The organism is Stenotrophomonas sp. YJH_SMC_37 (genome assembly GCF_059370035.1).
In genome coordinates this window covers 208,605-231,591 of sequence record NZ_JCAFTG010000002.1, presented here as the reverse complement: position 1 = coordinate 231,591, position 22,987 = coordinate 208,605, and the positions used below count along the sequence as shown (strand labels likewise).

24 protein-coding genes and 3 tRNA genes are annotated in these 22,987 nt (G+C 66.5%); 16 read left to right on the top strand and 11 right to left on the bottom strand.

Annotated elements, in window-relative coordinates; translation table 11 throughout:
- Nucleotides 1-162 precede the first annotated feature (162 nt).
- Together AC5P8J_RS03575 and AC5P8J_RS03570 are read right to left on the bottom strand one after the other, a co-directional pair.
- Nucleotides 163-1,059 carry a M48 family metallopeptidase gene (locus tag AC5P8J_RS03575; protein WP_111102436.1) on the bottom strand — a complete coding sequence of 299 codons (897 nt, stop codon included), beginning with the start codon at nt 1,057-1,059 and terminating at the stop codon, nt 163-165.
- 88 nt (nt 1,060-1,147) lie between these two features.
- Nucleotides 1,148-3,034, bottom strand: a complete 1,887-nt coding sequence (locus tag AC5P8J_RS03570) for a formylglycine-generating enzyme family protein (RefSeq protein WP_111102437.1) — start codon at nt 3,032-3,034, stop codon at nt 1,148-1,150.
- A gap of 84 nt (nt 3,035-3,118) precedes the next feature.
- On the opposite strand from AC5P8J_RS03570, the gene rnd reads away from it, so the two are divergent.
- Both rnd and AC5P8J_RS03560 read left to right on the top strand, forming a co-directional pair.
- Nucleotides 3,119-4,198: a ribonuclease D gene (rnd, locus tag AC5P8J_RS03565; RefSeq protein WP_111102438.1), complete on the top strand. Its 1,080-nt coding sequence runs from the start codon at nt 3,119-3,121 to the stop codon at nt 4,196-4,198.
- 90 nt (nt 4,199-4,288) lie between these two features.
- Nucleotides 4,289-5,362: a hypothetical protein gene (locus AC5P8J_RS03560; RefSeq protein WP_021202165.1), complete on the top strand. Its 1,074-nt coding sequence runs from the start codon at nt 4,289-4,291 to the stop codon at nt 5,360-5,362.
- Nucleotides 5,363-5,437: 75 nt separating this feature from the next.
- Here the strand turns inward: AC5P8J_RS03560 and AC5P8J_RS03555 are convergent, their stop codons facing one another.
- Nucleotides 5,438-7,768 carry a TonB-dependent receptor gene (locus tag AC5P8J_RS03555; RefSeq protein ID WP_227853531.1) on the bottom strand — a complete coding sequence of 777 codons (2,331 nt, stop codon included), beginning with the start codon at nt 7,766-7,768 and terminating at the stop codon, nt 5,438-5,440.
- 237 nt (nt 7,769-8,005) lie between these two features.
- Between AC5P8J_RS03555 and AC5P8J_RS03550 the strand changes: the two genes are divergently transcribed.
- A tRNA-Ala gene (locus AC5P8J_RS03550) sits at nt 8,006-8,081 on the top strand.
- Nucleotides 8,082-8,142: 61 nt separating this feature from the next.
- Here the strand turns inward: AC5P8J_RS03550 and AC5P8J_RS03545 are convergent.
- Nucleotides 8,143-8,313 (bottom strand): hypothetical protein, encoded by a 171-nt coding sequence (locus AC5P8J_RS03545; protein WP_021202167.1) that lies wholly within the window; start codon nt 8,311-8,313, stop codon nt 8,143-8,145.
- A gap of 159 nt (nt 8,314-8,472) precedes the next feature.
- On the opposite strand from AC5P8J_RS03545, the gene AC5P8J_RS03540 reads away from it, so the two are divergent.
- Entirely contained in the window at nt 8,473-8,958 is a 486-nt protein-coding gene (locus tag AC5P8J_RS03540) for a hypothetical protein (RefSeq protein WP_021202168.1), read from the top strand.
- A 6-nt stretch (nt 8,959-8,964) separates the two neighbouring features.
- On the opposite strand, the gene AC5P8J_RS03535 is transcribed toward AC5P8J_RS03540, so the two are convergent.
- Entirely contained in the window at nt 8,965-9,726 is a 762-nt protein-coding gene (locus AC5P8J_RS03535; RefSeq protein WP_111098301.1) for an SDR family oxidoreductase, read from the bottom strand.
- 132 nt (nt 9,727-9,858) lie between these two features.
- Here AC5P8J_RS03535 and AC5P8J_RS03530 point away from each other — a divergent pair, with 132 nt between their 5' ends.
- Nucleotides 9,859-10,701, top strand: coding sequence for a bifunctional transcriptional activator/DNA repair enzyme AdaA (locus AC5P8J_RS03530; protein WP_031269378.1), 843 nt, complete (start codon nt 9,859-9,861; stop codon nt 10,699-10,701).
- A 37-nt stretch (nt 10,702-10,738) separates the two neighbouring features.
- Here the strand turns inward: AC5P8J_RS03530 and curA are convergent, their stop codons facing one another.
- Nucleotides 10,739-11,764, bottom strand: a complete 1,026-nt coding sequence (gene curA / locus AC5P8J_RS03525) for an NADPH-dependent curcumin/dihydrocurcumin reductase (RefSeq protein WP_111102440.1) — start codon at nt 11,762-11,764, stop codon at nt 10,739-10,741.
- Between the two features lie 364 nt (nt 11,765-12,128).
- On the opposite strand from curA, the gene AC5P8J_RS03520 reads away from it, so the two are divergent.
- From AC5P8J_RS03520 to dxs, 7 genes are all read left to right on the top strand, one after another.
- A tRNA-Phe gene (locus tag AC5P8J_RS03520) sits at nt 12,129-12,204 on the top strand.
- A 71-nt stretch (nt 12,205-12,275) separates the two neighbouring features.
- Nucleotides 12,276-12,351: transfer RNA gene (locus AC5P8J_RS03515), tRNA-Phe, on the top strand.
- Between the two features lie 160 nt (nt 12,352-12,511).
- Nucleotides 12,512-13,063: a lipocalin family protein gene (locus AC5P8J_RS03510; RefSeq protein ID WP_019660542.1), complete on the top strand. Its 552-nt coding sequence runs from the start codon at nt 12,512-12,514 to the stop codon at nt 13,061-13,063.
- Nucleotides 13,064-13,225: 162 nt separating this feature from the next.
- Complete coding sequence (locus AC5P8J_RS03505; protein ID WP_010486516.1) at nt 13,226-13,702, top strand: LEA/WHy family protein; 477 nt, start codon at nt 13,226-13,228, stop codon at nt 13,700-13,702.
- Nucleotides 13,703-13,767: 65 nt separating this feature from the next.
- A complete protein-coding gene (locus AC5P8J_RS03500; protein ID WP_495214144.1) occupies nt 13,768-15,558 on the top strand; it encodes an acyl-CoA dehydrogenase C-terminal domain-containing protein in 1,791 nt (596 codons plus the stop codon).
- 594 nt (nt 15,559-16,152) lie between these two features.
- Nucleotides 16,153-16,818: an HNH endonuclease gene (locus AC5P8J_RS03495; protein ID WP_019660544.1), complete on the top strand. Its 666-nt coding sequence runs from the start codon at nt 16,153-16,155 to the stop codon at nt 16,816-16,818.
- A 105-nt stretch (nt 16,819-16,923) separates the two neighbouring features.
- Nucleotides 16,924-18,831 carry a 1-deoxy-D-xylulose-5-phosphate synthase gene (dxs, locus tag AC5P8J_RS03490; RefSeq protein WP_032953273.1) on the top strand — a complete coding sequence of 636 codons (1,908 nt, stop codon included), beginning with the start codon at nt 16,924-16,926 and terminating at the stop codon, nt 18,829-18,831.
- A 143-nt stretch (nt 18,832-18,974) separates the two neighbouring features.
- Here the strand turns inward: dxs and AC5P8J_RS03485 are convergent, their stop codons facing one another.
- From AC5P8J_RS03485 to AC5P8J_RS03475, 3 genes are all read right to left on the bottom strand, one after another.
- Nucleotides 18,975-19,178, bottom strand: a complete 204-nt coding sequence (locus tag AC5P8J_RS03485; protein ID WP_005417823.1) for a hypothetical protein — start codon at nt 19,176-19,178, stop codon at nt 18,975-18,977.
- Between the two features lie 168 nt (nt 19,179-19,346).
- On the bottom strand, nt 19,347-19,910 hold the full coding sequence (locus AC5P8J_RS03480) for a DUF3011 domain-containing protein (protein WP_346469268.1): 564 nt from the start codon (nt 19,908-19,910) through the stop codon (nt 19,347-19,349).
- A gap of 133 nt (nt 19,911-20,043) precedes the next feature.
- The gene (locus AC5P8J_RS03475) at nt 20,044-20,250 is read right to left on the bottom strand and encodes a hypothetical protein (protein WP_021202175.1); all 207 of its coding nucleotides are present in this window, start codon (nt 20,248-20,250) and stop codon (nt 20,044-20,046) included.
- Between the two features lie 401 nt (nt 20,251-20,651).
- Here AC5P8J_RS03475 and AC5P8J_RS03470 point away from each other — a divergent pair, with 401 nt between their 5' ends.
- The 4 genes from AC5P8J_RS03470 to AC5P8J_RS03455 all read left to right on the top strand — a co-directional run bounded on the left by AC5P8J_RS03470 (nt 20,652) and on the right by AC5P8J_RS03455 (nt 21,964).
- Nucleotides 20,652-20,936 (top strand): hypothetical protein, encoded by a 285-nt coding sequence (locus AC5P8J_RS03470; protein ID WP_005410420.1) that lies wholly within the window; start codon nt 20,652-20,654, stop codon nt 20,934-20,936.
- A gap of 12 nt (nt 20,937-20,948) precedes the next feature.
- Nucleotides 20,949-21,182, top strand: a complete 234-nt coding sequence (locus AC5P8J_RS03465; RefSeq protein WP_019660549.1) for a DUF1653 domain-containing protein — start codon at nt 20,949-20,951, stop codon at nt 21,180-21,182.
- Nucleotides 21,183-21,428: 246 nt separating this feature from the next.
- Nucleotides 21,429-21,635, top strand: a complete 207-nt coding sequence (locus tag AC5P8J_RS03460) for a hypothetical protein (RefSeq protein ID WP_229301557.1) — start codon at nt 21,429-21,431, stop codon at nt 21,633-21,635.
- Nucleotides 21,632-21,964 (top strand): SMR family transporter, encoded by a 333-nt coding sequence (locus tag AC5P8J_RS03455; protein WP_206621267.1) that lies wholly within the window; start codon nt 21,632-21,634, stop codon nt 21,962-21,964. The genes AC5P8J_RS03460 and AC5P8J_RS03455 overlap by 4 nt, the downstream gene beginning before the upstream one ends.
- 22 nt (nt 21,965-21,986) lie before the next feature.
- Here the strand turns inward: AC5P8J_RS03455 and AC5P8J_RS03450 are convergent, their stop codons facing one another.
- Both AC5P8J_RS03450 and AC5P8J_RS03445 read right to left on the bottom strand, forming a co-directional pair.
- Nucleotides 21,987-22,160 carry a DUF1328 domain-containing protein gene (locus AC5P8J_RS03450; RefSeq protein ID WP_021202178.1) on the bottom strand — a complete coding sequence of 58 codons (174 nt, stop codon included), beginning with the start codon at nt 22,158-22,160 and terminating at the stop codon, nt 21,987-21,989.
- A gap of 94 nt (nt 22,161-22,254) precedes the next feature.
- Nucleotides 22,255-22,896 (bottom strand): LysE family translocator, encoded by a 642-nt coding sequence (locus AC5P8J_RS03445; RefSeq protein WP_019660553.1) that lies wholly within the window; start codon nt 22,894-22,896, stop codon nt 22,255-22,257.
- Between the last annotated feature and the right edge of the window lie 91 nt (nt 22,897-22,987).

Here is a 22,987-nt window from a genome sequence, read left to right as displayed (position 1 = left end):
GAGCCGCATGGATGCGGCGACCGAGCTTACATGGACGTACTTGCAGCGCCCCCCGCAACCGGACCCACCCCGCCATCCCACGGAATGCACGCTGTTGCTGTTGCTGTTGCTGTTGCTGTTGCTTCGGCAGGTGCAGGGCTGCAAGCCCTGCCGAACAACCCCCTACTTTGCCTGCTCGCAGAACTTCTGCCGGTACTCGAGCGCCTTCGGCATCAACGCCTGCAGGTTCTGGATACGGGTACCCGGGTTCGGGTGAGTCGACGCGAACTCCGGCGGTGACTGGCCACCACTGGCCTGGCCCATGCGCTGCCACAGCGGCACCGCCTCGCGCGGGTCGAAGCACGCCGCCGCAGCCAGCATCAGTCCCACTTCATCGGCCTGCGTCTCGTGGCTGCGCGCATAGGGCAGCAGATACCCGTAGCCCATCGCCGACATCATCATCTGTTGCTGCTGCGCATCCATGCCGCTGGCGGCGCCGGCCATCTGCCCGATCTGGGTCAGCTTCTGCTGCGCCATCCGCTGCGCACCGTGGCGCAGCAGCGCATGGGCAATCTCGTGGCCCATCACCACCGCCATCGCGTCGCGCGTGCGCGCCACCGGCACCAGGCCGGTATAGACCGCCATCTTGCCACCAGGCAGGCAGAATGCGTTGGCCTGTTCAGATGGGATCACGTTGACTTCCCACTGGAAATCACGCGCGAAATGCGCCGGCTGAACGCCGTGCTCCTGCGCCAGTGCAGTCTCCACCACATCAACCTTGGCAATCAGGCGCTGGGCGATGTCGCGCACATCGCGGGCGATCGGCGCGTTGGAGTCCATCGGCGGCTCCTCCGAGAGGATCTGCTGGTAGGCCTGCAGGCCCAAGGCGGTCTCCTGGCGGGCGTCCAGGCTGCTGTCAATCATCACCTTCTCGCCGGTGTAGGGGTCCACCGTGCGATTGGAAAACCAGTAGAAGAGCGCATAGGCGGCGGCCAGCAGCAGCACCCACCAGCGGATGTTGCCAAACAGGCCGCGACGCTGCGGGCCTTGGGGCGAGCGGGAAAAGGGATCATTGCGCATCAGGGGTCGTCCAGCAGGCCCCGCCGGCCGGCGGGCACGGCGCAATCTTAGTGCGCGGGCGCCAGCAGCGGGTGAAGCCCGGTGCCGCTCAGATGCCCCGCACCAGGCGGAAACCGATGCGCGCGCTGGTGGTGTCCGAATCCTGCGACTGCCGCCACGCCGCACGGGTCTGCTCCGGCGCGTTGGCCCAGTTGCCCCCGCGGATCACCCGTGCGCGGCAGCCCGGGTTGAACCAGGCCGCGCCATCGGAGGGCGCGCGCCGGTAGCTGGCATGCCAGCAATCGGCCACCCACTCGCTGAGATTGCCCGCCATGTCGTGCAGGCCGAAGGCATTGGCCTGGAAACTGGCCACCGGCGCGGGCCCCCACCAGCCATCGCCATAGCCGATGAAGGCGTTGTGCCAGTGCCGTCCCGATGGCGAGACATCCTTGCTGCCAGTGAAGTTGCCAGCACCGGGCGGCGGCGTGCCGGCGGCGCCCCACGGATAGCGGCCACTGCTGCCGGCGCGCAGCGCGTATTCGAACTCGGCCTCGCTGGGCAACCGGTAGCTGCGCCCGGTCTGCTCGGACAACCACGCCGCATAGTTTTCGGCATCGCGGATACTGACATGCATCACCGGCGAATTGGCCATCGCGAGGCCACCGTCGTAGTCCGAACGCCAGTCCACGCCGCTGCGGCGGATGAAGTTGCCGCTGCGTTCGTCATAGACCACCGAATGGCCGCGACGGGTCGCACGCGGGCGCGCATTGGTCGCCTTCACGTAGCGCTGGAAATCGCTGACCGTCACCTCGGTGATCGCCATCGCGAAGCCTCGATCAAAGCGTACATAATGCGATGGCCGCTCGGCATCGCTGGCGCCCGGCTCGGCATCACCGGCCCCCATCTGGAAGCCGCCGTGCGGGACCACCACCATCTGCGGCCCGCGCCCGCCATCGCGCATGGCATCGCTGAATACCTGCCCCGGGCGGAAGCTGCCGTAGTGCGTGGCCAGGTCAATGCGCTCACGCAGCTGGGCCACCACCGGGTCTCCCGGCAGGGCGATGCGCAGGGCCTCGGCCAGCTTCTCGCGTGCCGGCTTCAGGCCCTGCGGCGTGGACAGGTCGCGCAGGCCGTCATCGCGCAGCTGCAGCAACACCGCCGCACGGATCTGCTCGATGCGCTCGAACGCGTCGGCAATGGTCGGCGATGAGTCGCGCACCTTGCTGGCTTCGGCCAACCAAGTGCCCGCGCTGGCGAAATCGCGCGCGCGTGCAGCATCTTCTGCGCGGCGGATCAGCCCGCTTTCGGCTGCGGCCAGTCCCTGCCGCGCACGGCTGTTGTTCCCATCCAGTGCCAGTGCCTCGCGGAAGTTGCCAATAGCCCCGTCCCCGTCTTCGCCGATCCGGCCCGAGCGCAGGTCCTCTTCACCGGCGCGGTTGTAAGCCACCACCCGCTGGGCAAGCTCCACCCGACCCTGCAGTGCGCGTACCTTCTCGTCCTTGGGCGCCAGGGTCAGCAGCACCAGCGCCTGGCGGCTGGCCTCCGCCAGCGCCTCGCGCTGCTTCAGCGGCCGCACCAGCAACGCACCCGCCTGCTGCTGCAGGCGCTGGCGGGCACGCTGCAGGCCCTGGCGGGCCTGGCGGTCATCCGGGTCCTCTTCCTGTACTGCCAGCCACAGCGGAATGGCGGCATCGGCATCCTCATACAGCCGGCCCTCAGTGAAGGCCTGCCCGGCCGCGCGGCGCAACTGGGCCAGGCTGCGGCCCTGGCGGTCCACCCGCGGCGGCGTCCACTGCTGTACATCCTCGGCGGCATCCTCACCGGCGATGGTCACGCTGCCCTGCCCGGCCTGCGGGCGCTCGTCGCTGTCTGCGTTCGCGGACGGGCGCGCCTCCTCCCCGGCACTCCGGTCCACTGCCGTGGGGGGCGACGGCGTGCAGCCTGCCAGGGCCATGGCCAAGGCGGTGCACAGCGCGGACGACAGCGGAAAACGCAAGCAGGATCTCCTTCGGCAGGGACGCGCACCGACGTTAGGCTATTCTCCCCTGCCTGAGCAAACCCGAGTAGTAGGTCCTGACCCGTGGCAACCTGGATCACCACCCCCGCCGAGCTGGATGCGTACTTCCAGCAGCGTCCGGCCCGCATCGGCCTGGACACCGAATTCATCCGTGAACGCACCTTCTGGCCGCAGTTGGCTCTGGTGCAGATGGCGGTCGGGCAGGACATCCTGCTGATCGATCCGCTGATTCCCGGCATGACCGAGGCACTGGCGCCGTGGCTGGCCGACGAATCAATCACCAAGGTGATGCACAGCGCCAGCGAAGACCTGGTTGCCTTCAAGTGGACCTGCGGCGTGTTGCCGCGACCGCTGTTCGACACACAGATCGGCGCTTCGCTGGCCGGCATTGGTGGCGGCATGGGCTACCAGAAGCTGGTCGCGGAAATCACCGGCGTGGCGCTGACCAAGGGCGAAACCCGCTCGGACTGGATGCGCCGTCCACTCTCGGAGTCGCAACTGCAATACGCCGCCGACGACGTCGAGCACCTGTTCGCGCTGCATGACGCCATTGATGCCAAGTTGCAGGCACTGGGCCGCCAGCAGTGGCTGCACGACGACGGCGAGCGCCTGCTGGCCAGCGTCGCCAATGACGAGGACCGCTGGCCGCATCTGGCGATGCGCTCAGCGCAGTTTCTCGATGCTCCCGCGCAGCGCCGCCTGCTGCGCCTGCTGCGCTGGCGTGATGTGCAGGCACGCAGCAGCGACCGCCCGCGCAGCTGGATCCTGGACAACGAACTGGCCGCCACGCTGGCACGCACGCCACCGGCCGATGCCGCCGCGCTGGCCACGCTGTTTGAACAGTTCCCGAAGGCACCGCGCAAGCTGGCAGGCGCGGTCTGGCAGGCACTATCCACGCCGCTGGCCGATGAGGCCGAGGCACCGCTGGCACTGCCCGCCAACGACAGCAACAAGCAGGTACTGAAGAGGCTGCAGGACGCCGTTGCCGAACGCAGCCGCGAGCTGGGCCTGCCGGATGGCGTGCTGGCCTCCCGCAAGCATCTGGAAAGCTATCTGGAACGCCGCAAATGGCCGGCCGCACTGGCGGGCTGGCGCCAGCAGGAACTGGAATCGCAGCTTCAGGCGCTGCTGCCCGCACGTTGATGGCACAAGGCGCCGGACCACGCCGGCGTCGTGCACCTCAAGCCTGCAGGGGCCGTGCTAGGGTTTGGCGGTACTGACAAGGAGACGTCGATGCAGACCCTCAAGATCGCGACCGCCTGCGCACTGCTGCTAACCACGTTGGGCCTGGCATGCTCTGGGCAGGCCGCACCGCTTTCCTATGCACAGGAAAAGGAGAACACAGCCAAGCTGGTGGACATCATTGACGGTGCCACCCGCGACGGTCTGGTTGCTGTGCTGGTGCCGGCCCCGTATGTCGTGCACAACGGCGGGCCAGGTGTCGGCTCCCCGGTCCCCGGCTTTCATCTGGGCAACCGCTCGACCGACCTACCCGGGTTCTCGACGCGGGTGTCCTTCCAGCACAAGGATATTCCCTCCCAGGGCTATGTGCAGCTGTTCAACACCAACGAACTGGAAACCGGCCCGCAGCGGACGGTGTTGATGGACGTGTTCGAGGTGCATCTGATTCCGCCGGGCACCTATCTGCTGAACGGTGCGGAGAACTACCGCCTGAACACCCGCGTGGCCAAGCTGAAGCCGCTGGGGACCACGGACGAAGTATCGAAGGACATCGGCGTCACCCGCCTGGCCGACGTCGATTACCGTTTCTATTCCTGGAAGAAGGTCTGGGTACCACCCGGCGTCCTGACCGATCAGCACTCCCAGCAGGTCTGCATCTCGGTGCATGTGGCCTCCGGCAACTGCGTGGCATGGGGCACCCAGAACTACGAAACCTCGCGCCCGACCGAAGGCTACTGGGATGACAGGATCGTCCCTGAAGACATCCCTGCCGTACGCATCCAGGCGGTCATCGCCAAGGCCCACGCGCCACTGGCCTTCACTGCCCGCGAAGGGCAGATCCTGCTCAGCCCCTTCATTGTTGCCGCCGACGGCGATATCGATTTCAACGCCAACGACTGCGCACCGGTCGACAAGCTGATGGGATGCGCCCTGCGCCGCTTCACGGTGCACTACCAACCCGCGCCGCTGGACGCTGCACGCAAGCACATCGCAATCACCTCGCGCGGCCTCAACGGCAAGCAGCGCAAGGTACTGGAGCGGATGGAGGCGATGCAGCTGCAGGTGCTGGGCCCCAGTGCGCCGTCCGATGCAGCGCTGGGCAAGGGCGTCAGCGCCACGCCTTGAGCACGGATGATGCCTGGCCAGCAACGAAAAACGGCGCTCGATGAGCGCCGTTTCCGGTACACGACGGGGTAAGGCTTACCAGTTCATGTTCAGCGAGACACCCACGGTGCGCGGTTCGTTGTAGACCGCCGCCATGTAGTTCTCGATCACACCCTTGAGGTTCTTCTCGTTGGTGATGTTGCGCGCGAACAGCGCAACTTCGTAGGCACCGTAGTTGCCCGAGTAGCCGATCTTCAGGCCACCTTCGAAGTCACCCTTGGAGTTGAACTCCTTGCTGTCGTACAGCACGAAGCTGGTGTAACCCTGCTTGTTCCAGTCGGTGGACACGAACATGGTGCCAGCGTCGCTGACCGGGAAGTCGTAGCGGGCAGCCAGGTTCACGTTGTACTTCGGTGCGTTCGGCAGCGGGTTGCCGTCGATCTGCGCGAAGGTGTTGGCGCCGACCTTGATGGTCGGGTCATTCACCGTGCACACCACCTGGCCGTTGAGGCCGCAGACCTGTGCGTAGACGCGCTTGTCCTTGATCTCGCTGTGCAGCAGGCTCAGGCCGGCGCTCAAGGTCAGGTTCGGGATCGGGCGCAGCTCCATGTCGGCTTCGAAGCCGTAGGCCTTGGCCTTGTCGGCGTTGAACAGCACGCCGTTGCCGTCCGAATCGTTGCCGTTGAGCTGGATGTCGTTGACGGTGTAGGTGAACGCGGTGGCGTTCAGGCGCAGGCGGTTGTCCCACAGGCTGCTCTTCACGCCCGCTTCCCAGGACAGGATCGTCTCGGAATCGGCGGTGGTGAAGTCGGCATTGAACACTGCCGAACGACCCTGGATGGTCGGGCCACGGAAGCCACGCGCGACCTTGGCGTAGACGCTCACGTCCGGCGTGATCTGATACATCGCGCTCAGATCCCAGCTCGGGGTGGTGTCGGACATCTTGACGTCGGTGCGGCCCTTGTAGGTGACCACGCCAGCGGCAGTGTCAGCCGTCTTCAGCAGGCGGGTGTGCTTCTCGTCCCGGGTCTGGCGCAGGCCGGCGGTAACGGTGAACTTGTCGGTGAAGGCATAGCTCAGCTGGCCGAAACCGGCCCACGAGGTGTTCTTGTTGCGCAGGCGCACCCAGTTGTTCGGGTTACGTGCCGGGCCCTGCAGGAACCACGCGCGCTGGTAGAAGTCGGTGGTGTCGCTGCCGTTGAAGTAGAACGCACCGGCCTGCCACTGCAGCGCGCGGTCGTCATGGCTGGCCAGGCGGAATTCCTGGGTCCACTGGTCCAGGTCGCGGATGCGGCCCATCGACTGGCCGTAGCCGTTCGGCACGCCGTTGACCGGGAAGTTCGCCGCGGCGCCACCGTCGGTGTCACCACGGCTGTAACCGGAAGTGGTCTCGTAGGCGGTGATCGAGGTGAAGTCGATCGCACCGAAGTCGTAGCGTGCCTTCACCGAGCCGCCGTAGGTCTTGTAGGCCTGCGGGTTGTTGTCGGCCTCGTCGTAGGCGACCTTGTCGCGCGGCACGTCGGTCTTGTTCGAGCCCTTGGTCAGCGCACCGCGCAGGAACAGGGTCGAGGTGCCTTCATAGTCGCGGGCGTGGGCCGAGGCCAGGATCGAGAACTGGTCGCTCGGGGTCAGCAGCAGCTGGGCGCGCACGTTACGGTCGTCGAAGCCGCCCATGGCGTTCTTCTTCGGGCTGACCGTGCCATCGGCGCTCGGGCCCTTGTAGGTGTTGTCGACGTAGTCATCGCGGTGCTGGTACAGCGCCGACACGCGGAACGAGGCGATGTCGTTGATCGGGCCGCCGAAGCCGCCGTCGATCGACACGCTGTTGTAGGTGGCGTAGCTGGCGCTGACGCGGCCGGTGTAGTCCTGGGTCGGCTTCAGGGTGTCGAACTTGACGATGCCGGCGGTGGTGTTGCGGCCGAACAGCGAGCCCTGCGGGCCGCGCAGCACTTCCACCTGGTCCACGTCATAGACCGGGTTGGACTTCAGCACCACGTGCTCCAGCACCACGTCGTCCTGGATGATCGACACCGGCTGCGAGGCTCCCAGGTAGAAGTCGATGTTGCCCAGGCCGCGGATGTAGAAGCGCGGGAAGATGCGGCCGGTGGTGGTTTCCGCATACAGGCTCGGCACGCGGCCGGACAGTGCCAGCAGGGTGTCGTCGCCGCCGGCGGTGAAGTCGCGCATGCGCTCGCCCTGCACCACACCCACCGAGACCGGCACTTCCTGCAGGTTCTGCTCACGGTGTTCGGCGGTCACGGTGATCGTGTCCAGGCCGGTTGGGGTCGGCGCGCTGTCCTGCGCGGCGGCACCGAAGCTGCCCGCCAGGGCCAGGCCAGCACAGGCCAGGGCCAGCGGGTGACGGCGGAAGGAAACAAAGGAAGACGACAGACCCGACAGGCGGCGGGAATCGGAATGGGAGGGCATGGAATGCTCTGAGGAGGCGTCCGTGCGGCCTGCGCGAGCCGGGCGGCAAAAGGGAGGAGAACTGCGCAAGCGGCCATTATCCCCCAAATTGTTACGATTTCGTTGCGTGGTGCCCAAGCCCGTCGAAACAAGCGGTTTCGGCACAGTCACCCGCTGATGTGCCTCGCGTCTCGACATGAAATTCTTTTGATCGGCTTGGCAAGCGGCAAGCGCTTGGCTAGACTGAAGCCCTGCCGTGGGGCCATAGCTCAGCTGGGAGAGCGCGTCGTTCGCAATGACGAGGTCAGGAGTTCGATCCTCCTTGGCTCCACCACTATTCAGAAGAACCCGTAGATCTTCGTGATCTGCGGGTTTTTCTTTTTAGCGCCCGCAACTCAGGCCGGCTCCTGGTCGCCGTCCTTGCGCTGCGGGCCGCGTGAGTGCGCATCGCGCACCTGTTGGTCGCGCTGCCCGGGCCGCTGCTTGGCCACATCGTCCTGCTTCCTGTCCTGGCGGCTTTCCTGGACGCCCTGCTTCGGGTCCTGATCCCTGCTTTGCTCGTTCATCGAAAACTCCCTCGCCGGCAGCAGGCCAGCGCTGCCACCACGCTAGAGGTTGCCGGGTGAGCCGCAGGTCAGTCCCGCGCCAACATCCTGTGCAGGAAGCGGCTTGCCGCCACCGCCCCGCCCAGCCAGAATCCGGGGCACCACGCTCGCCGGTGTGCCATGCCCTCCTCTGCCCAGCACGCAGCCCACGCGTTGCCGATGCTCCTCAATGCGACCGACGGCAGCATCCAGCTCGGCAACCTGCCCGCATTGATCGGCCCCACCTTGTTACTGGACGAAGCGCGTGCCGCCTTTGCCCCGCTGGTGCGAGGGGAGCGCGATGTCGGCACCGGCTATCGCTGGCTCAGCCTGCACCGGCTTAGCCTGGGCGGTGTGCCCGCTGGCATCAGCCTGTGCTTCCACGGGCAACAGCTCGACATGGTGACGATCGGCGTCGATCTGCCTGGTGCGACACTGGAAGACGGCTGGCCGACCCAGGCGGCAATCGATGCCGAAGTCGCCTTCATGCGCCGCACGCTGGGTGCGGCGCTGGGGCGCAAACTGGCCGGCGGCCACGCCCGCTTCGACTGGGGCGAGGCATGGGCCCGTTTCGATCCGAAGGGCTTCATGGCCAGCAGCGGTATCCGCTACCGGCCACGTCGGTGACCGTCCTCAGGTGCGGGTAATCGATACCCCGCCCTCCACACGCATCGCGGTACCGGTAACGAAACTGCTTTCATCGCTGGCCAGGAACAGCGCCGCATTGGCGATCTCCTCCGGCTCGGCCAAGCGCTTGAGTGCGTGCAGCGAGCGCACGAAGTCACGTGCATCGCCGGTGGGAGCCGCCTGCCGGCCCATCTCGGTATCGGTACCACCGGGCAGCAGCACATTGCTGCGTACGCCGCGCGCACCGTATTCGGCGGCGATCACCTGGCTCAGGCCGATCAGCCCGGCCTTGCTTGACGCATAGGCCGCCATGCCCGGGAATCCCACGGTGTGACCGACGAAAGTGCCAACGAACACCAGCGAGCCGCCGCCGCGCGCCAGCAGTGCCGGCAACTGCGCACGTGCGGCATGGAACGCGGCATCCAGATTGGTGGCCATCACTTCACGCCAAGCGTCCACCGGGAACTCCGCTGCCGGCACGCCCGGCCCGAGCATGCCGGCATTGTTGAGCGCGATGTCCAGGCCGCCGAAGGACTGCTGGGCCAGATCGACCAGCGCTTGTGCCGTGCCCGGGTCAGCCACGTCAGCGGCATGCGCCACGGCTTCGCCACCGGCGGCGCGAATCTGCTCGACCAGCGCCTGCAGCGGCTCCGGCCGCCGTGCGTTGAGCACCAGCTTCGCCCCTTCGGCGGCGAAGCGCAGCGCGCTGGCGCGGCCAATGCCAGCGCTGGCACCGGTGATGAGAGCGATCTTGTTGTTCAGGCGCATGGTCGTGGTTCCGGTTGTGAAGTGGCCGCCACGATGCCGCGCCTTCGGCCTGCCAACACTCCGTTTCCGGGCCTGGCCCGTCGGTGCAGGAAACGGAGTTTCCGCAGAACCGGCGCGTGCCAGAATCCGGCCATGGACAGTACCGCCACCACCGCCCTCGATGCCCGCGTCGAACGGGTCTGCCGCCACCTGCAGACCAGCCTCGACGAACCCTCACTGCAGGAACTGGCCGACATCGCCGGCTGCAGTCCGACCCGGCTGCACCGCCTGTTCAAGCAGGCCACAGGGTTGACCCCCAAGCAGTACGCTGCCGCGCTGCGCGCCGACCGCCTGCGCACCGGGCTTGAACAGCAGGAACGCATCACCGATGCCTTCCATGATGCCGGCTTCGGTTCCAGTGGGCGCTTCTACGAGAACGCACCGAAGTTGCTGGGCATGACGCCCAAGCAATGGCGCGCAGGTGGTCGCGGCGAAGTCATCCACTTCGCGCTTGCCGAAAGTTCACTGGGCAGCGTGCTGGTGGCCAGCAGTGCCACCGGCGTGGTCGCGATACTGCTCGGCGACGATCCGGAGACGCTGCTGCAGTCATTGCAGCAACGCTTCCGCCAGGCCGAACTGATTGGCGCCGACCAGGGCTATGAGCAACTGGTGGCGCAGGTCGTGGGCCTGGTCGAGGATCCTTCGCGGGGCGCCACGCTGCCGCTGGATATCCGCGGCACCGCATTCCAGCAACGGGTGTGGCAGGCGCTGCAACAGATCCCGCGTGGACAAACCGCCTCCTATGCGGATGTCGCTGCGCGTATCGGTGCGCCACGCTCGAGTCGTGCGGTGGCACGTGCATGCGCAAGCAACCCGCTGGCGGTGGCAGTCCCCTGCCACCGCGTGGTGCGCCGCGACGGCGACCTGTCCGGCTATGCCTGGGGCGTGGCACGCAAGCGCGAACTGCTGCGCAGGGAAAAGGCCTCGACTGCCTGAAGTGGGTGCCGACCTTGGTCGGCACACCGCCAAGCCCTCAATCCAGCTTCACCACCAGCTTGCCGAAGTTGCGTCCCTGCAGCAGCCCGAAGAACGCCTCCGGCGCATTCTCCAGCCCTTCCACCACATCCTCGCGGTACTGGATGCGGCCTTCGCGCAGCCACTGCCGCATCTCACGTTCGAAGTCCGGCCACAGATGGTTGAAGTCGTGCACGATGAAGCCACGCACGGTCAGGCGCTGGCGCAGGATCTGGCTGAACAGTGCCGGCAACCGGTCCGGGCCGGGCTGCTCGACGCCCCGCTCGTTGTAGGTGGCGATGGTGCCGCACACCGGAATGCGGGCGAAGTTGTTGAGCAGCGGCAGCACTGCATCCTGCACATGGCCACCGACATTCTCGAAGTACACGTCGATGCCGGCAGGTACCGCCGCGCGCAGCTGCTCGGCAAAATCAGCCGCGCGATGATCCAGCGCCTCGTCCACGCCCAGCGTCTGCAGATAGGCACGCTTGGCCTCGCCACCAGCGATAGCCACTACGCGCGCGCCCTGCAGCTTGGCCAGCTGCGCTACGGTCGCGCCGACCGGCCCCGTTGCGGCAGCCACCACCAACGTCTCGCCCGGCTTCAGACGGGCGATTTCATGCAGGCTGGAATAGGCGGTGAAGCCGGGCATGCCATATACCCCCAGCGCCGTACTCAGCGGCAGTCCGGCCGGGTCCAGGCGGCGCCCCAGTGCCGTGGCCGGCAGCACCGCGTGGGTCTGCCAGCCACCCGGCGCCAGCACCAGCTCACCTGCAGCTACACCCTCGGCGTTGGACTGCAGCACCTCGGCCACGGTCTGCCCTTCCATCACCGCGCCCACCGCCACCGGCGCGGCATAGGACGGTCCCTCATCCATGCGTCCACGCATGTACGGATCCAGTGAGAGGTAGCGATTGCGCAGCAGCACCTCGCCGTCGCCCAAGGGCGGCAGCGCGGCATGCTCCAAGCGGAAATTGGCTGCAGTAGGCGCCCCCAGCGGACGCGACGCCAGCACGATGCGGGTGGTGGTCAATGAGTCGGACATGACGACGATCTCTGCTGTTGCCAGCGTCAGGAAGAGAACGCCGACACTACGCCGCAGCGTGCCCCAATGGCGGTCACGAAAACAGCGTTCCATGTCAGGTGTCGGTGCCGTCCACGCGCTGGCCCCGCCACACCGCTTTTGTCGATCACCGTGGCCCGCTGAATTCCGCCGCAGGCGGTGATCACCGCGCCGCCGCGCCCGGATGAATCGGCATCCAGCGCGCCCCCGCCCCGCGACGGCGGATCAAGTACTTGCGCCTGCGCAGACGGCAATGTGAAGGTTTTTTGCCAAAATGCTTGCCGTAGGCGACTGACCTCCGTAATATGCGCGTCCTTGGCAGCGACCTCGCTGCAATGAACTACGTGGCCGAGTAGCTCAGTTGGTAGAGCAGGGGATTGAAAATCCCCGTGTCGGCGGTTCGATTCCGTCCTCGGCCACCACGTTCGACAGCCTGCAGAAATGCGGGTCTTTTTTTCGGGAATCGCAGTTGATCGTGATTGCCACACAGTTTGGCCGAGTAGCTCAGTTGGTAGAGCAGGGGATTGAAAATCCCCGTGTCGGCGGTTCGATTCCGTCTTCGGCCACCATCTTTCGAGACCTGCAGAGATGCAGGTCTTTTTTCTGTCCGTGCTTCGCGCACTGCACAAGTTGCGGATGCGGCGCCTGCGCACACGCCCGGTTGACGAAACATTTACACCGGCATGCGCGGCGGCACCTACGCTCCAGACTCCTGCCTGGAGCCTAACGATGCCTCTGCGCCCTGCCCTGCTCGCCTGCCTGCTGCTGGCCGCCTTCCCGGTGATCGCCACTGAACCTGTGCGCGCGGTCGAGCGCCTGGACATCGATCGCTATGCCGGCCAGTGGCACGAGATTGCACATCTTCCGGTTTCGTTCCAGAAGCAATGCGTGGGCGATATCACCGCCAACTACGGGCTGCGCCGCGATGGCCGCATCAGCGTCACCAATGCCTGCCGCAACGGCGACGGAGAACGCGTGGTTGCTGAAGGCGTGGCGCGCCCGGTTGCCGGCCATCCCGGCCAGTTGCAGGTGCGATTCGTTCCGGACTGGCTGAGCTGGGTGCCACTGGTCTGGGCCGACTACTGGGTCCTGGCACTGGACCCGGACTATCAGTGGGCGTTGGTCGGTGAACCGGACCGAAAGTACCTGTGGATCCTCTCGCGCCTGCCGGAAATGGATCGCGCCCAGTTCGAACAGCTGAAAGCCAAGGCCGAGACGATGGGCTACGACCTCGGCCCGCTGCGCCTGATGGCCCCGATTCGCGATACACCCGCCGACTGAACCTCCCCGCATCCGGCGCACTACGCGCGCGCCATCCGGCGCCGCGCACGCCCGGCCGCCATCTTCACGCGCTACCCTCTGCGACGGGTCGCCACAGGCGATCCAAACGACCATACGCCGTAGTATGCTTATCCAACGCACCCCTTCAGAGGAACTGCGCCCATGCTCCACCGTTTCCGTATCGCCTTGATCGTCCTGTGCACCCTCGCCCTTGTTGCCTGCAACAACGGCATCGTCAAGCGTGTTTCGGAACCGGCGGCCAGCCTCCAGCAGCTGACCGTGCGCGCCGACGGCAACTGGACCGTGGCCCTGCGCCTGCAGAACTACAGCTCCATGCCCATGACCTTCGATGACGTCGCGCTGGCGCTGACCGTCGGCGACAGCGACGCCGGCACCCTGCAGGCCAAGCCGGGCATCTCCATTGGCGGCACCTCAGCCGATGTCATCAATGTTGACCTCGTGCCCAGCTCGGCCGCACGCCTGGTGGTGGCCGACGCGCTGGCCAGCAACCGCACCCTGGCTTACGGCCTGAAGGGAACGGTGGCGGCCACGCCGCAGGAAAAGAAGCAGCGCAGCTTCGATATCAGCAGCCGCAGCACCCTCAACCAGGCGCCCGGCCTGCCGGGCGTGCTGCGCTGATTTCCACCTTCCGTCGCGGCGCCTGGCGCCACTCTCCCCTGCCCTGATCAAACCGAGACGTACCGATGAGCAGCTACACCGCCCCGCTTTCCGACCTCCGTTTCGCCCTGCACGACGTGCTCAAGGTCGAACCCCTGTTCGCCCGCCTGGGCTTCACCGACGCCACCGCCGACGTGGTCGATGCCGTGCTGGAGGAAGCCGGCCGCTTCAGCGCCACCGTGCTGGCCCCGCTCAACAGCGTCGGCGACGAGATCGGCTGCGTGCTCGACCAGGCCACCGGTGAAGTGACCACCCCGCCCGGCTTCAAGCAGGCCTACGACCAGTTCGTCGATGGCGGCTGGACCGGCCTGACCGCCTCGCCGGAACTGGGTGGGCAGGGCCTGCCGCACACCCTGGGCGTGCCGCTCAACGAAATGATCAACGCCGCCAACCTGGCGTGGGGCAACTTCCCGCTGCTCTCGCACGGCGCCATCGAAGCGCTGAAGCAGCACGGCGAAGCCTGGCAGCACGAGGCCTTCCTCAAGCCGCTGATCGAAGGCCGCTGGACCGGCACCATGTGCCTGACCGAACCGCACTGCGGCACCGACCTGGGCCTGCTGAAGACCAAGGCCGAGCCGAATGCCGATGGCAGCTACGCGATCACCGGCACCAAGATCTTCATCACCGCCGGCGAGCACGACCTGACCGGCAACATCGTGCACCTGGTGCTGGCCAAGCTGCCCGACGCCCCTCCGGGCGCCAAGGGCATCTCGCTGTTCGTCACCCCCAAGTTCAAGGTCGACCGCGAAGGTAACGTCGGCGAGCGCAACGCACTGCGCTGCGGCTCGATCGAGCACAAGATGGGCATCAAGGGGTCGGTCACCTGCGTGATGAACTTCGATGGCGCACAGGGCTACCTGGTCGGCCAGCCGCACAAGGGCCTGCAGGCGATGTTCACCATGATGAACACCGCGCGCCTGGGCGTTGGCCTGCAGGGCATCGGCCTGTCCGAGCGCGCCTACCAGAACGCACTGAAGTACAGCCGTGAGCGCCTGCAGTCGCGCGCCCTGAGTGGCGCCAGGTTCCCGGACAAGCCGGCCGACCCGATCCTGGCCCACCCGGATGTGCGACGCATGCTGCTGACGGTGAAGTCGCTGGTCGAAGGCAGCCGCCTGCTGGCGCTGCACGCTGCCACCCTGATCGACATTGCCCACCATGCCGGCGATGCCGCCGAGCGCGAGCGCGCCGACACCCTGGTGAGCTTCCTCACGCCCATCTCGAAGGCCTGCCAGACCGAATGGGGCATCGAGAACACCTACAACGCCCTGCAGTGCTTCGGTGGCCACGGCTACATCCGCGAACACGGCATGGAACAGCTGGCCCGCGATGCGCGCATCACCACGCTGTATGAAGGCACCACCGGCATCCAGGCGCTGGACCTGATCGGCCGCAAGACCGCCTCCAGCCAGGGCGCCGGCCTGAAGCTGATGCTGGCCGAGATCGAAGCCTTCGCCAAGGAACACGAGGGCAACGAAGCGCTGGCCGAGTTCATTGGCCCGCTGCGCGCCAAGGCCGCCGAATGGGGCAAGCTGACGATGGACGTGCTGCAGCGCGCGGCCGGCAATCCGGACGAACTGGGCGCAGCCAGCTACGACTACCTGTTCTATTCGGGTTACGTGGTGCTGGCCTACTGGTGGACCCGCAGCGTGGCCGCCGCCGATGCCAGCGCGCACGGTGCCGCTTTCGCCCAGGGCAAGCGCGAAACCGCGCGCTTCTACTTCGCCCGCGTGCTGCCGCGCACCCTCAGCCACGCCGCCGCCATCCAGGCCGGCGCCGCCCCGCTGATGGCAATGGACGACGAGCGCTTCGGCGCCTGAGCCGGGCTGCCGCCCGGCACCCGCGGTAGTGCCGGCCGCTGGCCGGCAACCGCAAAGCAACAGCTGGATCCCGGTGGATGGCGGGGCGGTGTGGGCTGGCAGGACACGCCGTAAACCCCGCTCCGCGGTCCGGCCCAGCCGCTGGCGGCTGGGCGTTCGGGCGCTTGCGAAGCAGTGCTTCGCAAGCAAAGCGCCCTCACCCCTGGGGGCTCGATGGCGCCTTGCTCGTGTGCGCTGTCCTGCGCACACGGCAAGACCGGGGTTGGGGCGTCCTGCCCAACCCGCCCGAGGCATGCCTCGGGCCCATGGCGCCAACGGTCCTGCCAACCCACACCGCCCCGCCTCTGACAGTTCCCCGCGATCTGAAATCCACGCCACGCGTGGATGAAAGCCACCGAAATCCCTCTGGGGAAAAGCCCCCCCTTGTTAAGGGGGGCGCGCCGATGGCGCAGGGGATAGGAGGAATGCGTGGGCATCCCAACCCGCCATCGGCGGGCTGGAATGCGGAATGCGCGGACCTGAATCTTGCGATTTGGGTTTCGCCCACAGGGCGATACCCAAATCGCAATGATTCAGGTATAAGCTGTTCTCCCGATGGAGACAGACACTACACGCTTGGGTCTGATCGAAGCCGGAGCTCCCCTTTCTGCTCCGGGCGCCGAAGCATCGCCCAACGCCACGACGCTGCATCGCCCCGGTTCGGTCCGGCTGCTCTCGCTTGATGCCCACGGACGCGTACTGGACTGGATCACCTGGCAGGACGCAGCCTGCCTCTACGCCCGCGAAGCGGTTGCCTGGACGCTGGGCGATCCCTGCCTGCACATCCACGGCGGTACCAACCGCTTCAGCGGCCTGCAGAGCGGCATGGACCTGCACCCGATCATTGCCGCCCGCGGCCACGCCCGCTCCCGCGCGATCGATCCGACACCGAACCTGACCAACCCGGCCCTGTTCGCCCGCGACGCCCATCTGTGCATGTACTGCGGCCAGCAGTTCAACCGCCCCACGCTCACCCGCGACCACGTCGTGCCGCTGTCCAAGGGCGGCCTGGACTGCTGGGAAAACGTGGTCACCGCCTGCTTCCACTGCAATTCGCGCAAGAGCGACCGCACCCCGCAGCAGGCCGGCATGCCCCTGCTGGCAGTCCCCTACCGGCCCAGCTGGATCGAGCACCTGATCCTGTCCAACCGCAACATCCTGGCCGACCAGATGGCCTTCCTGAAGGCGCAATTGCCCAAGCGGTCGAAACTGAGCACCTGAACGCCCGAAAATGCAACCCTCACCGTCCTGTCACGGGCGGCGGCGTTTGCTTGCCCCACCCCCGTTTGAGGGCGAAAATGGGCGTTCAGAAAAAGTGCGAACATGATGATCGACTCTGCCCGCTATCCCCGCCTCGCGCGCATCCAGACTCCGGATGACCTTCGCACGTTCGACGAATCCGAATTGAGGGCGGTCGCCGACGAACTGCGCGCCTACCTCATCGAATCGGTGGGCAAGAGCGGCGGCCACTTCGCCGCCGGCCTGGGCGTGATCGAACTCACCGTGGCCCTGCACTACCTCTACCAGACTCCGGTCGATCAGCTGGTCTGGGACGTGGGTCACCAGACCTACCCGCACAAGATCCTGACTGGCCGCCGCGACGAGATCCATACCGTCAAGCAGAAGGACGGCGTCGCGCCGTTCCCGAAGCGCGAGGAAAGCGAGTACGACACCTTCGGCGTCGGCCACTCCTCGACCTCGATCTCGGCGGCACTGGGCATGGCCATCGCCCGCCAGTCCGAAGGCGACGACCGCAAGATCGTGGCCGTGATCGGTGACGGCGCGATGACCGCCGGCATGGCGTTCGAAGCACTGATGCATGCCGGCGGCATGGAGCCGGAACCGAACCTGCTGGTGATCCTCAACGACAACAACATGTCGATCTCCGAGGCGGTCGGCGGCCTGACCAAGATGCTCGGCCGTGCTACCGGCAGCCGCACGCTCAATGCGCTGCGCGAAGGCGGCAAGAAGATCCTCGGTGACAAGAAGAACAACCCGGCGCGCTTCGTGAAGCGCTGGGAAGAACACTGGAAGGGCATGTTCGTGCCGTCCACGATGTTCGAGGAAATGGGTTTCCACTACACCGGCCCGATCGACGGCCACGACATGCCCGCCCTGCTGTCCACGCTGAAGACGCTGCGCGCCTCCAAGGGCCCGAAGCTGCTGCACGTGATGACGACAAAGGGCAAGGGCTACGAGCCGGCTGAAGGCGATCAGATCGGCTACCACGCGGTGGGTCCGTTCGATCCGGACAAGGGCCTGGTGGCCAAGGCCGGTGCCAAGAAGCCGACCTACACCGATGTGTTCAGCGACTGGCTGTGCGATGCCGCCGCCGCCGAACCGCGCCTGTACGGCATCACCCCCGCGATGCGCGAAGGCTCCGGCCTGGTGCGTTTCAGCAAGGAATACCCGCAGCGCTACTTCGACGTGGCCATTGCCGAACAGCACGCGGTCACCCTCGCCGCCGGCATGGCGACCCAGGGGGGCAAGCCGGTGGTGGCGATCTACTCGACCTTCCTGCAGCGCGCGTACGACCAGTTGGTGCATGACGTGGCCATCCAGGACCTGGATGTGCTGTTCGCGATCGACCGCGCCGGCGTGGTCGGCCCGGACGGCGCGACCCATGCCGGCAACCTCGACCTGAGCTTCCTGCGTTGCGTGCCGAACATGGTGGTGATGGCCCCCTCCAACGAAGCAGAATGCCGGCAGATGCTCAGCACCGGCCTGCAGCACCCCGGCCCGGCAGCCGTGCGTTATCCGCGTGGCACCGGCACCGGCGTGGCTGCCGGCACCGACCTGTCCACCCTGCCGATCGGCAAGGGCGAGCTGCGCCTGCAGGGCAGCCGCATCGCCCTGCTGGCCTTCGGCAGCACGGTGGCCGCCGCCGAGCAGGTCGGCCGCGAACTGGGCCTGAGCGTGGTCAACATGCGTTTCATCAAGCCGCTGGACCGCGAGCTGTTGCTGGCTGTGGCCGCCCAGCACGAGGGCCTGGTGACGATCGAAGACAACGTGGTGGCCGGTGGCGCCGGCTCCGGCGTCGGTGAGCTGCTCAATGCCGAAGGCGTGCTGCGCCCGATCCTGCACCTGGGCCTGCCCGACAGCTACCAGCACCACGCCAGCCGTGAAGACCTGCTGGCCGAAGCCGGTATCGATGCCGCGGGCATCCGCGCGGCGGTACTCAAGCGCTGGCCGCAGCTGGCCGCCGGCACACCGCCGCTCAGCGCGGCCGGCTGAGGCCGATTGCCAATTCGTGGATCCACGCATGGCGTGGATCTACTGCGGAACAGAGGCGCAGACCCACGCCAGATGCAAAGTAGATCGACGCCATGCGTGGATAGCGGGGTCCCAGAACCGGATCTGGCCGGAAGCCACAACCCTCAGCCGTAGCTGACCGCTTCCACGAAGGCGCCGCTGGCTTCCACCCGCACCGCAGCGCGCTGCCCGGTGTCGACGAAGTGGAGACGTGCAAGGGTCTCGGCGAAATCATAGGCTCTGGCACCGTCGCGGAACTCGATCGGTTCGGGCCGGTCCGGGTGCAGCACGCGCCATTGGCGTTGCTCGCATTGCAGGCGGATCAACATGCAGCTCACTCCTTGAGGCAGCGTATCGACGGTGGCGGGATGGGCGTGCCGGTTACGGCAGACGTCATCGCGACGGATCAGGGGCACGCAGGGGTGCCCTGATTCGCAGAAGATACGACGTTCAAAATGTGAGCTGTATCAGATTATTCTGATTTTCGAGGGGCGCGCTCAATTCACCTGGAACTGCGCCCGGCAGCCGTCGCTGACCCAGATGCCACGGCGGTCCCAGCCCCAGGTCTGGCCTTCGATGCAGGCACTGCGTGAATCCTGGCGGACCAGGCGCACGCCACGGCGGATGCGGGCATCGCAGTATTCCTGGCGGTGACCGTTGGAATGGCAGGTGATCACCTCGCCCCCGCCCCAGCCATTGCCACCATTGCCCCAGCCGTTGCCATGGCCACCACCCCAGCCACCGCCGCGGCGGTACTCGCCGACGAACTCGGCACGGCAGCCCTGGGTGACCCAGACGCCGTAGCGCGATTGCCCCCAGGTCTCGCCTTCCACGCACGGCGAGCCGGACAACTGGCGGATCATCCGGGCACGGCCTTCCAGGCGGCATTCATTGCTGCGGTTCTTGATCGATTCGCAGCGTACGATGCCGCCGCCGTCGCGACCGCCATAGCGATCGTCGTCATAACCGTAGCCATAGCTCTGCGCCTGCGCGCCGCCTGCGGCGGCCAACATCGGCAGCAGCGTGCAGGCCAGGGCGCGCCAGGTGAGTGCCTTGCCCATCGGAATCTCCACATGAATACGATGGCGCAAGCATCCGGGATTCGCGGCCCGACGGACAGGGGGCGCCCCCAAGGCGGTTCTTTCCCCATTCAAACAGCTCAACCGTGGCTGACTGCACCTCGGCCGGATGGTGTCAACGTCCGAAGTGGAGTGCGTCCACGGAATTGCCAAGCGCCTCGACCCGTACCGTGCTGCACTGGCCGGTGCGGCGGTGGTGCTCCTGGGCCCGCGCTGCGGCGACATCGAAGGCCTCGGCGCCCCGTGCATAACGTGTTGCGTCATGCGCCTGCGGGTCCAGTACGGACCAGTGCCGGGCATTGCATTGAACGGTAATGACCATTGGAGACTCCTGCGGAATGGGTCAAGCCGGCGACGGAGGGCCCTGAGCACCGGTACCCCATCAGGCTAGCGATCGCCTCCGGGATGGCCCATCAGATTTGTACGAAAATGCCGCGCCGCGCTGTCAGGGCGCCCCGCCATCACATCCCTGAGGCCGTTTAGTGAGTCCCCTTTCGTGACCCTTGTCACGGAGTTGGCGGAGCTTCACACTACCGTCACCAACAGGGGCCCCTTCCACATGCGCACCTTCTTCTCGCAGCAGCGTTGGACGCTGCTGAAGTTCTACTTCGTGGCCAGCTACCTCGTGCTGATCGAGGAACTGATCCGCGCCGCCCTGCACTGAGCGCTTGCTGCAGGGCTATTTGCGGCAGACACTGTCGCTTTAGGCACGGAGCCCGCCCGATGAAAGCGCTTCTTCTGATTCCAGCCCTGCTGGTGCTGTCCGCCTGTGCCAACCAGCATCAGGCCGCTGCGCGTGCCGATACGGCGGCCACTTCGCCTGCCACGCCGAAGGTCGGTGGCGACCGCGATGCCCACGGTTGCATCGGTTCGGCCGGCTACCAGTGGTGCGAGCACAGCCAGCGTTGCGAACGTCCGTGGGAACTGGCGCAGGCACAGGGCCTGGCCAACACCGCCGAAGCCATCGATGCCTACTGCGCGAAGCCGGCCAGCCCGGCGCGCAAGTGAGTCGCGCCGCCCATGGCTGAGCTGAGTCCGCTACCCACCCTGGCCCCGGGCCGCTACCGCCACTTCAAGGGCGGCGAGTACGAAGTGCTCGACATCGTCCGCAGCAGTGAGACCCTGCAACCGATGGTGCTGTACCGCGCGCTGTATGGCGAAGGTGGCCTGTGGGTACGCCCGTACGCCATGTTCGTCGAGCAGGTGCCGGGCGAGCACGGACCGCAACCGCGTTTCGCCCGCATCGACGCATGATGGCTCCGCTGCCGCCCTTGGCCGGCAGCGCGCGGCAACGCGGTGGGCCTGCGCTACAGTCGTACCGTCCAGTCGGTTTCTTCCCGCCACGCCGGTATCCGCTCCTGTTCGCGCTGCAAGGCAGCCGACCGCGTGCGCCAATCACTGCTGCGGGCCACCACCGAACTAGCCTGCCGTAATGGCTTGGCTGCTGATGGATGAAGCCACCGGCGCGCTGATCGGCGATTTCGAAGCGCGGGCAACCCGATGGAACCAGCGCTGCCTGCGCTTGACGTCCTGGAAGCGTGCGATGCTGGCCGAATCCTGGCGACGCCAACGGTACGCGGCGCGCTGCACGCTGCCAATGGCTGCTGGGCCACGGCCTACCCGCTGGACGCGCAGGAACGTGCCAGCGCATTGACCATGGCCGAACAGGCGCTGAAACTGAGCGCAATGAGCTGGAGCGGTCAATGAATTCCTATCTCTACCTTGCCGCTGCCATCGTGCTGGAAGTGATTGCCACATCACTGCTGAAGGCGTCCGACGGCATGAGCCGGCTGGCGCCGACACTGGGCGCACTGGTCGGCTATGGACTGTGCTTCTACCTGTTGTCGATGACCATGAAGTCGATCCCGACCGGCATCGCCTACGCGATCTGGTCCGGCGTCGGCATCGTGCTGATCTCGCTGATCGGGCTGGTGGTGTTCAAGCAGCGCCTGGATGCACCCGCGCTGATCGGCATCGGCCTGATCTGCACCGGTGTACTCGTGATCAACCTGTTTTCGCGCAGCAGCGCGCACTGAGCACGCTGCTGCGCGATCAACGCTAGCTGACCTTCTTGGCCACCGTCATGCCGAGCAGGAACAGCACCACGGCGATGATGATGCCGGCCCAGAACAGGAACTTGGCGATGCCGACCGAGGCACCGGCGATGCCACCGAAGCCGAGCACGCCTGCGATCACACCGATGATGGCGAAGATGATGGCCCACTTGATCATGTCAAACCTTTCCCTGCGGGGACTGCGTACTGGATGATCAGGCTAGGCCGTGACCGATGCGGCAGTCGTGAACAGGCCGCGTGCGCGGCGTGAATCAGCGCGGACGAAAGCGCAGCAGCGCGACGGCAAACGCCAGGAACACGCTACCGACCAACCGCTCGAACCAGCGTCGCGCAAAGGGTTCGGCCAGCCAGCGGCGCAGGCCATGGCCACCGGCTGCATACATCACGTACCAGAACAGTTCGCAAGCGGCGAAGGTGGCCACCAGCACGCTGTACTGAAACGCCTGGCCACGTGACGGGTCAACGAACTGCGGCAGGAACGCCGCCGCGAATAGCAGCAGCTTGGGATTGCTCAGGCCCACCAGAAGGCCACCACGGAACACGGTCCAGGCACCAAGCGTCGGCATCATCGGCAGTGCGGCATCCACCGTCACCGTAGGCGCGGGACGGCAGCTGTCGCGCCATGCCTTCAGGCCCAGCCAGGCCAGGTAGGCCACGCCCAGATAGCGCAGCACTTCGAACAGCATCGGCGAGGAATGAAGCAATGCGCTCAGGCCAGCAGCGGACGCGGCCAGCACCAGCAGCATCGCCAGCAGGCAGCCGGCCATCGCCGGTACACTGCCGCGGAAGCCGAGTCCCACGCTGCGGCCGAGGATATGCAGCATGTTCGGCCCCGGCGTGCCACACAGAACGAACACCGTGGCGAGGAACCACCACCAGGTATGCAGGGCCATGGCGCACATCCACTTCAGAAGACCGTACCAGCATAGAGTGCGTCTGCAACGCGCGGCACATACAGCACAGCGTGGATGCGGTGGTTACAGA

Excerpts from the sequence above, each read along its gene's own strand:
- AC5P8J_RS03460 (WP_229301557.1), top strand. The coding sequence starts at position 21,429 with ATGGAACCAGCGCTGCCTGCGCTTGACGTCCTGGAAGCGTGCGATGCT.
- AC5P8J_RS03575 (WP_111102436.1), bottom strand. The coding sequence starts at position 1,059 with ATGCGCAATGATCCCTTTTCCCGCTCGCCCCAAGGCCCGCAGCGTCGC.
- AC5P8J_RS03505 (WP_010486516.1), top strand. The coding sequence starts at position 13,226 with ATGCTCCACCGTTTCCGTATCGCCTTGATCGTCCTGTGCACCCTCGCC.
- AC5P8J_RS03445 (WP_019660553.1), bottom strand. The coding sequence starts at position 22,896 with ATGGCCCTGCATACCTGGTGGTGGTTCCTCGCCACGGTGTTCGTTCTG.
- AC5P8J_RS03465 (WP_019660549.1), top strand. The coding sequence starts at position 20,949 with ATGGCTGAGCTGAGTCCGCTACCCACCCTGGCCCCGGGCCGCTACCGC.
- AC5P8J_RS03530 (WP_031269378.1), top strand. The coding sequence starts at position 9,859 with ATGGACAGTACCGCCACCACCGCCCTCGATGCCCGCGTCGAACGGGTC.
- AC5P8J_RS03450 (WP_021202178.1), bottom strand. The coding sequence starts at position 22,160 with ATGATCAAGTGGGCCATCATCTTCGCCATCATCGGTGTGATCGCAGGC.
- AC5P8J_RS03470 (WP_005410420.1), top strand. The coding sequence starts at position 20,652 with ATGAAAGCGCTTCTTCTGATTCCAGCCCTGCTGGTGCTGTCCGCCTGT.
- AC5P8J_RS03560 (WP_021202165.1), top strand. The coding sequence starts at position 4,289 with ATGCAGACCCTCAAGATCGCGACCGCCTGCGCACTGCTGCTAACCACG.
- curA (WP_111102440.1), bottom strand. The coding sequence starts at position 11,764 with ATGTCCGACTCATTGACCACCACCCGCATCGTGCTGGCGTCGCGTCCG.
- AC5P8J_RS03480 (WP_346469268.1), bottom strand. The coding sequence starts at position 19,910 with ATGGGCAAGGCACTCACCTGGCGCGCCCTGGCCTGCACGCTGCTGCCG.
- AC5P8J_RS03540 (WP_021202168.1), top strand. The coding sequence starts at position 8,473 with ATGCCCTCCTCTGCCCAGCACGCAGCCCACGCGTTGCCGATGCTCCTC.
- AC5P8J_RS03555 (WP_227853531.1), bottom strand. The coding sequence starts at position 7,768 with ATGCCCTCCCATTCCGATTCCCGCCGCCTGTCGGGTCTGTCGTCTTCC.
- AC5P8J_RS03500 (WP_495214144.1), top strand. The coding sequence starts at position 13,768 with ATGAGCAGCTACACCGCCCCGCTTTCCGACCTCCGTTTCGCCCTGCAC.
- dxs (WP_032953273.1), top strand. The coding sequence starts at position 16,924 with ATGATCGACTCTGCCCGCTATCCCCGCCTCGCGCGCATCCAGACTCCG.
- AC5P8J_RS03545 (WP_021202167.1), bottom strand. The coding sequence starts at position 8,313 with ATGAACGAGCAAAGCAGGGATCAGGACCCGAAGCAGGGCGTCCAGGAA.
- AC5P8J_RS03485 (WP_005417823.1), bottom strand. The coding sequence starts at position 19,178 with ATGTTGATCCGCCTGCAATGCGAGCAACGCCAATGGCGCGTGCTGCAC.
- AC5P8J_RS03475 (WP_021202175.1), bottom strand. The coding sequence starts at position 20,250 with ATGGTCATTACCGTTCAATGCAATGCCCGGCACTGGTCCGTACTGGAC.
- AC5P8J_RS03495 (WP_019660544.1), top strand. The coding sequence starts at position 16,153 with ATGGAGACAGACACTACACGCTTGGGTCTGATCGAAGCCGGAGCTCCC.
- AC5P8J_RS03535 (WP_111098301.1), bottom strand. The coding sequence starts at position 9,726 with ATGCGCCTGAACAACAAGATCGCTCTCATCACCGGTGCCAGCGCTGGC.
- AC5P8J_RS03455 (WP_206621267.1), top strand. The coding sequence starts at position 21,632 with ATGAATTCCTATCTCTACCTTGCCGCTGCCATCGTGCTGGAAGTGATT.
- AC5P8J_RS03510 (WP_019660542.1), top strand. The coding sequence starts at position 12,512 with ATGCCTCTGCGCCCTGCCCTGCTCGCCTGCCTGCTGCTGGCCGCCTTC.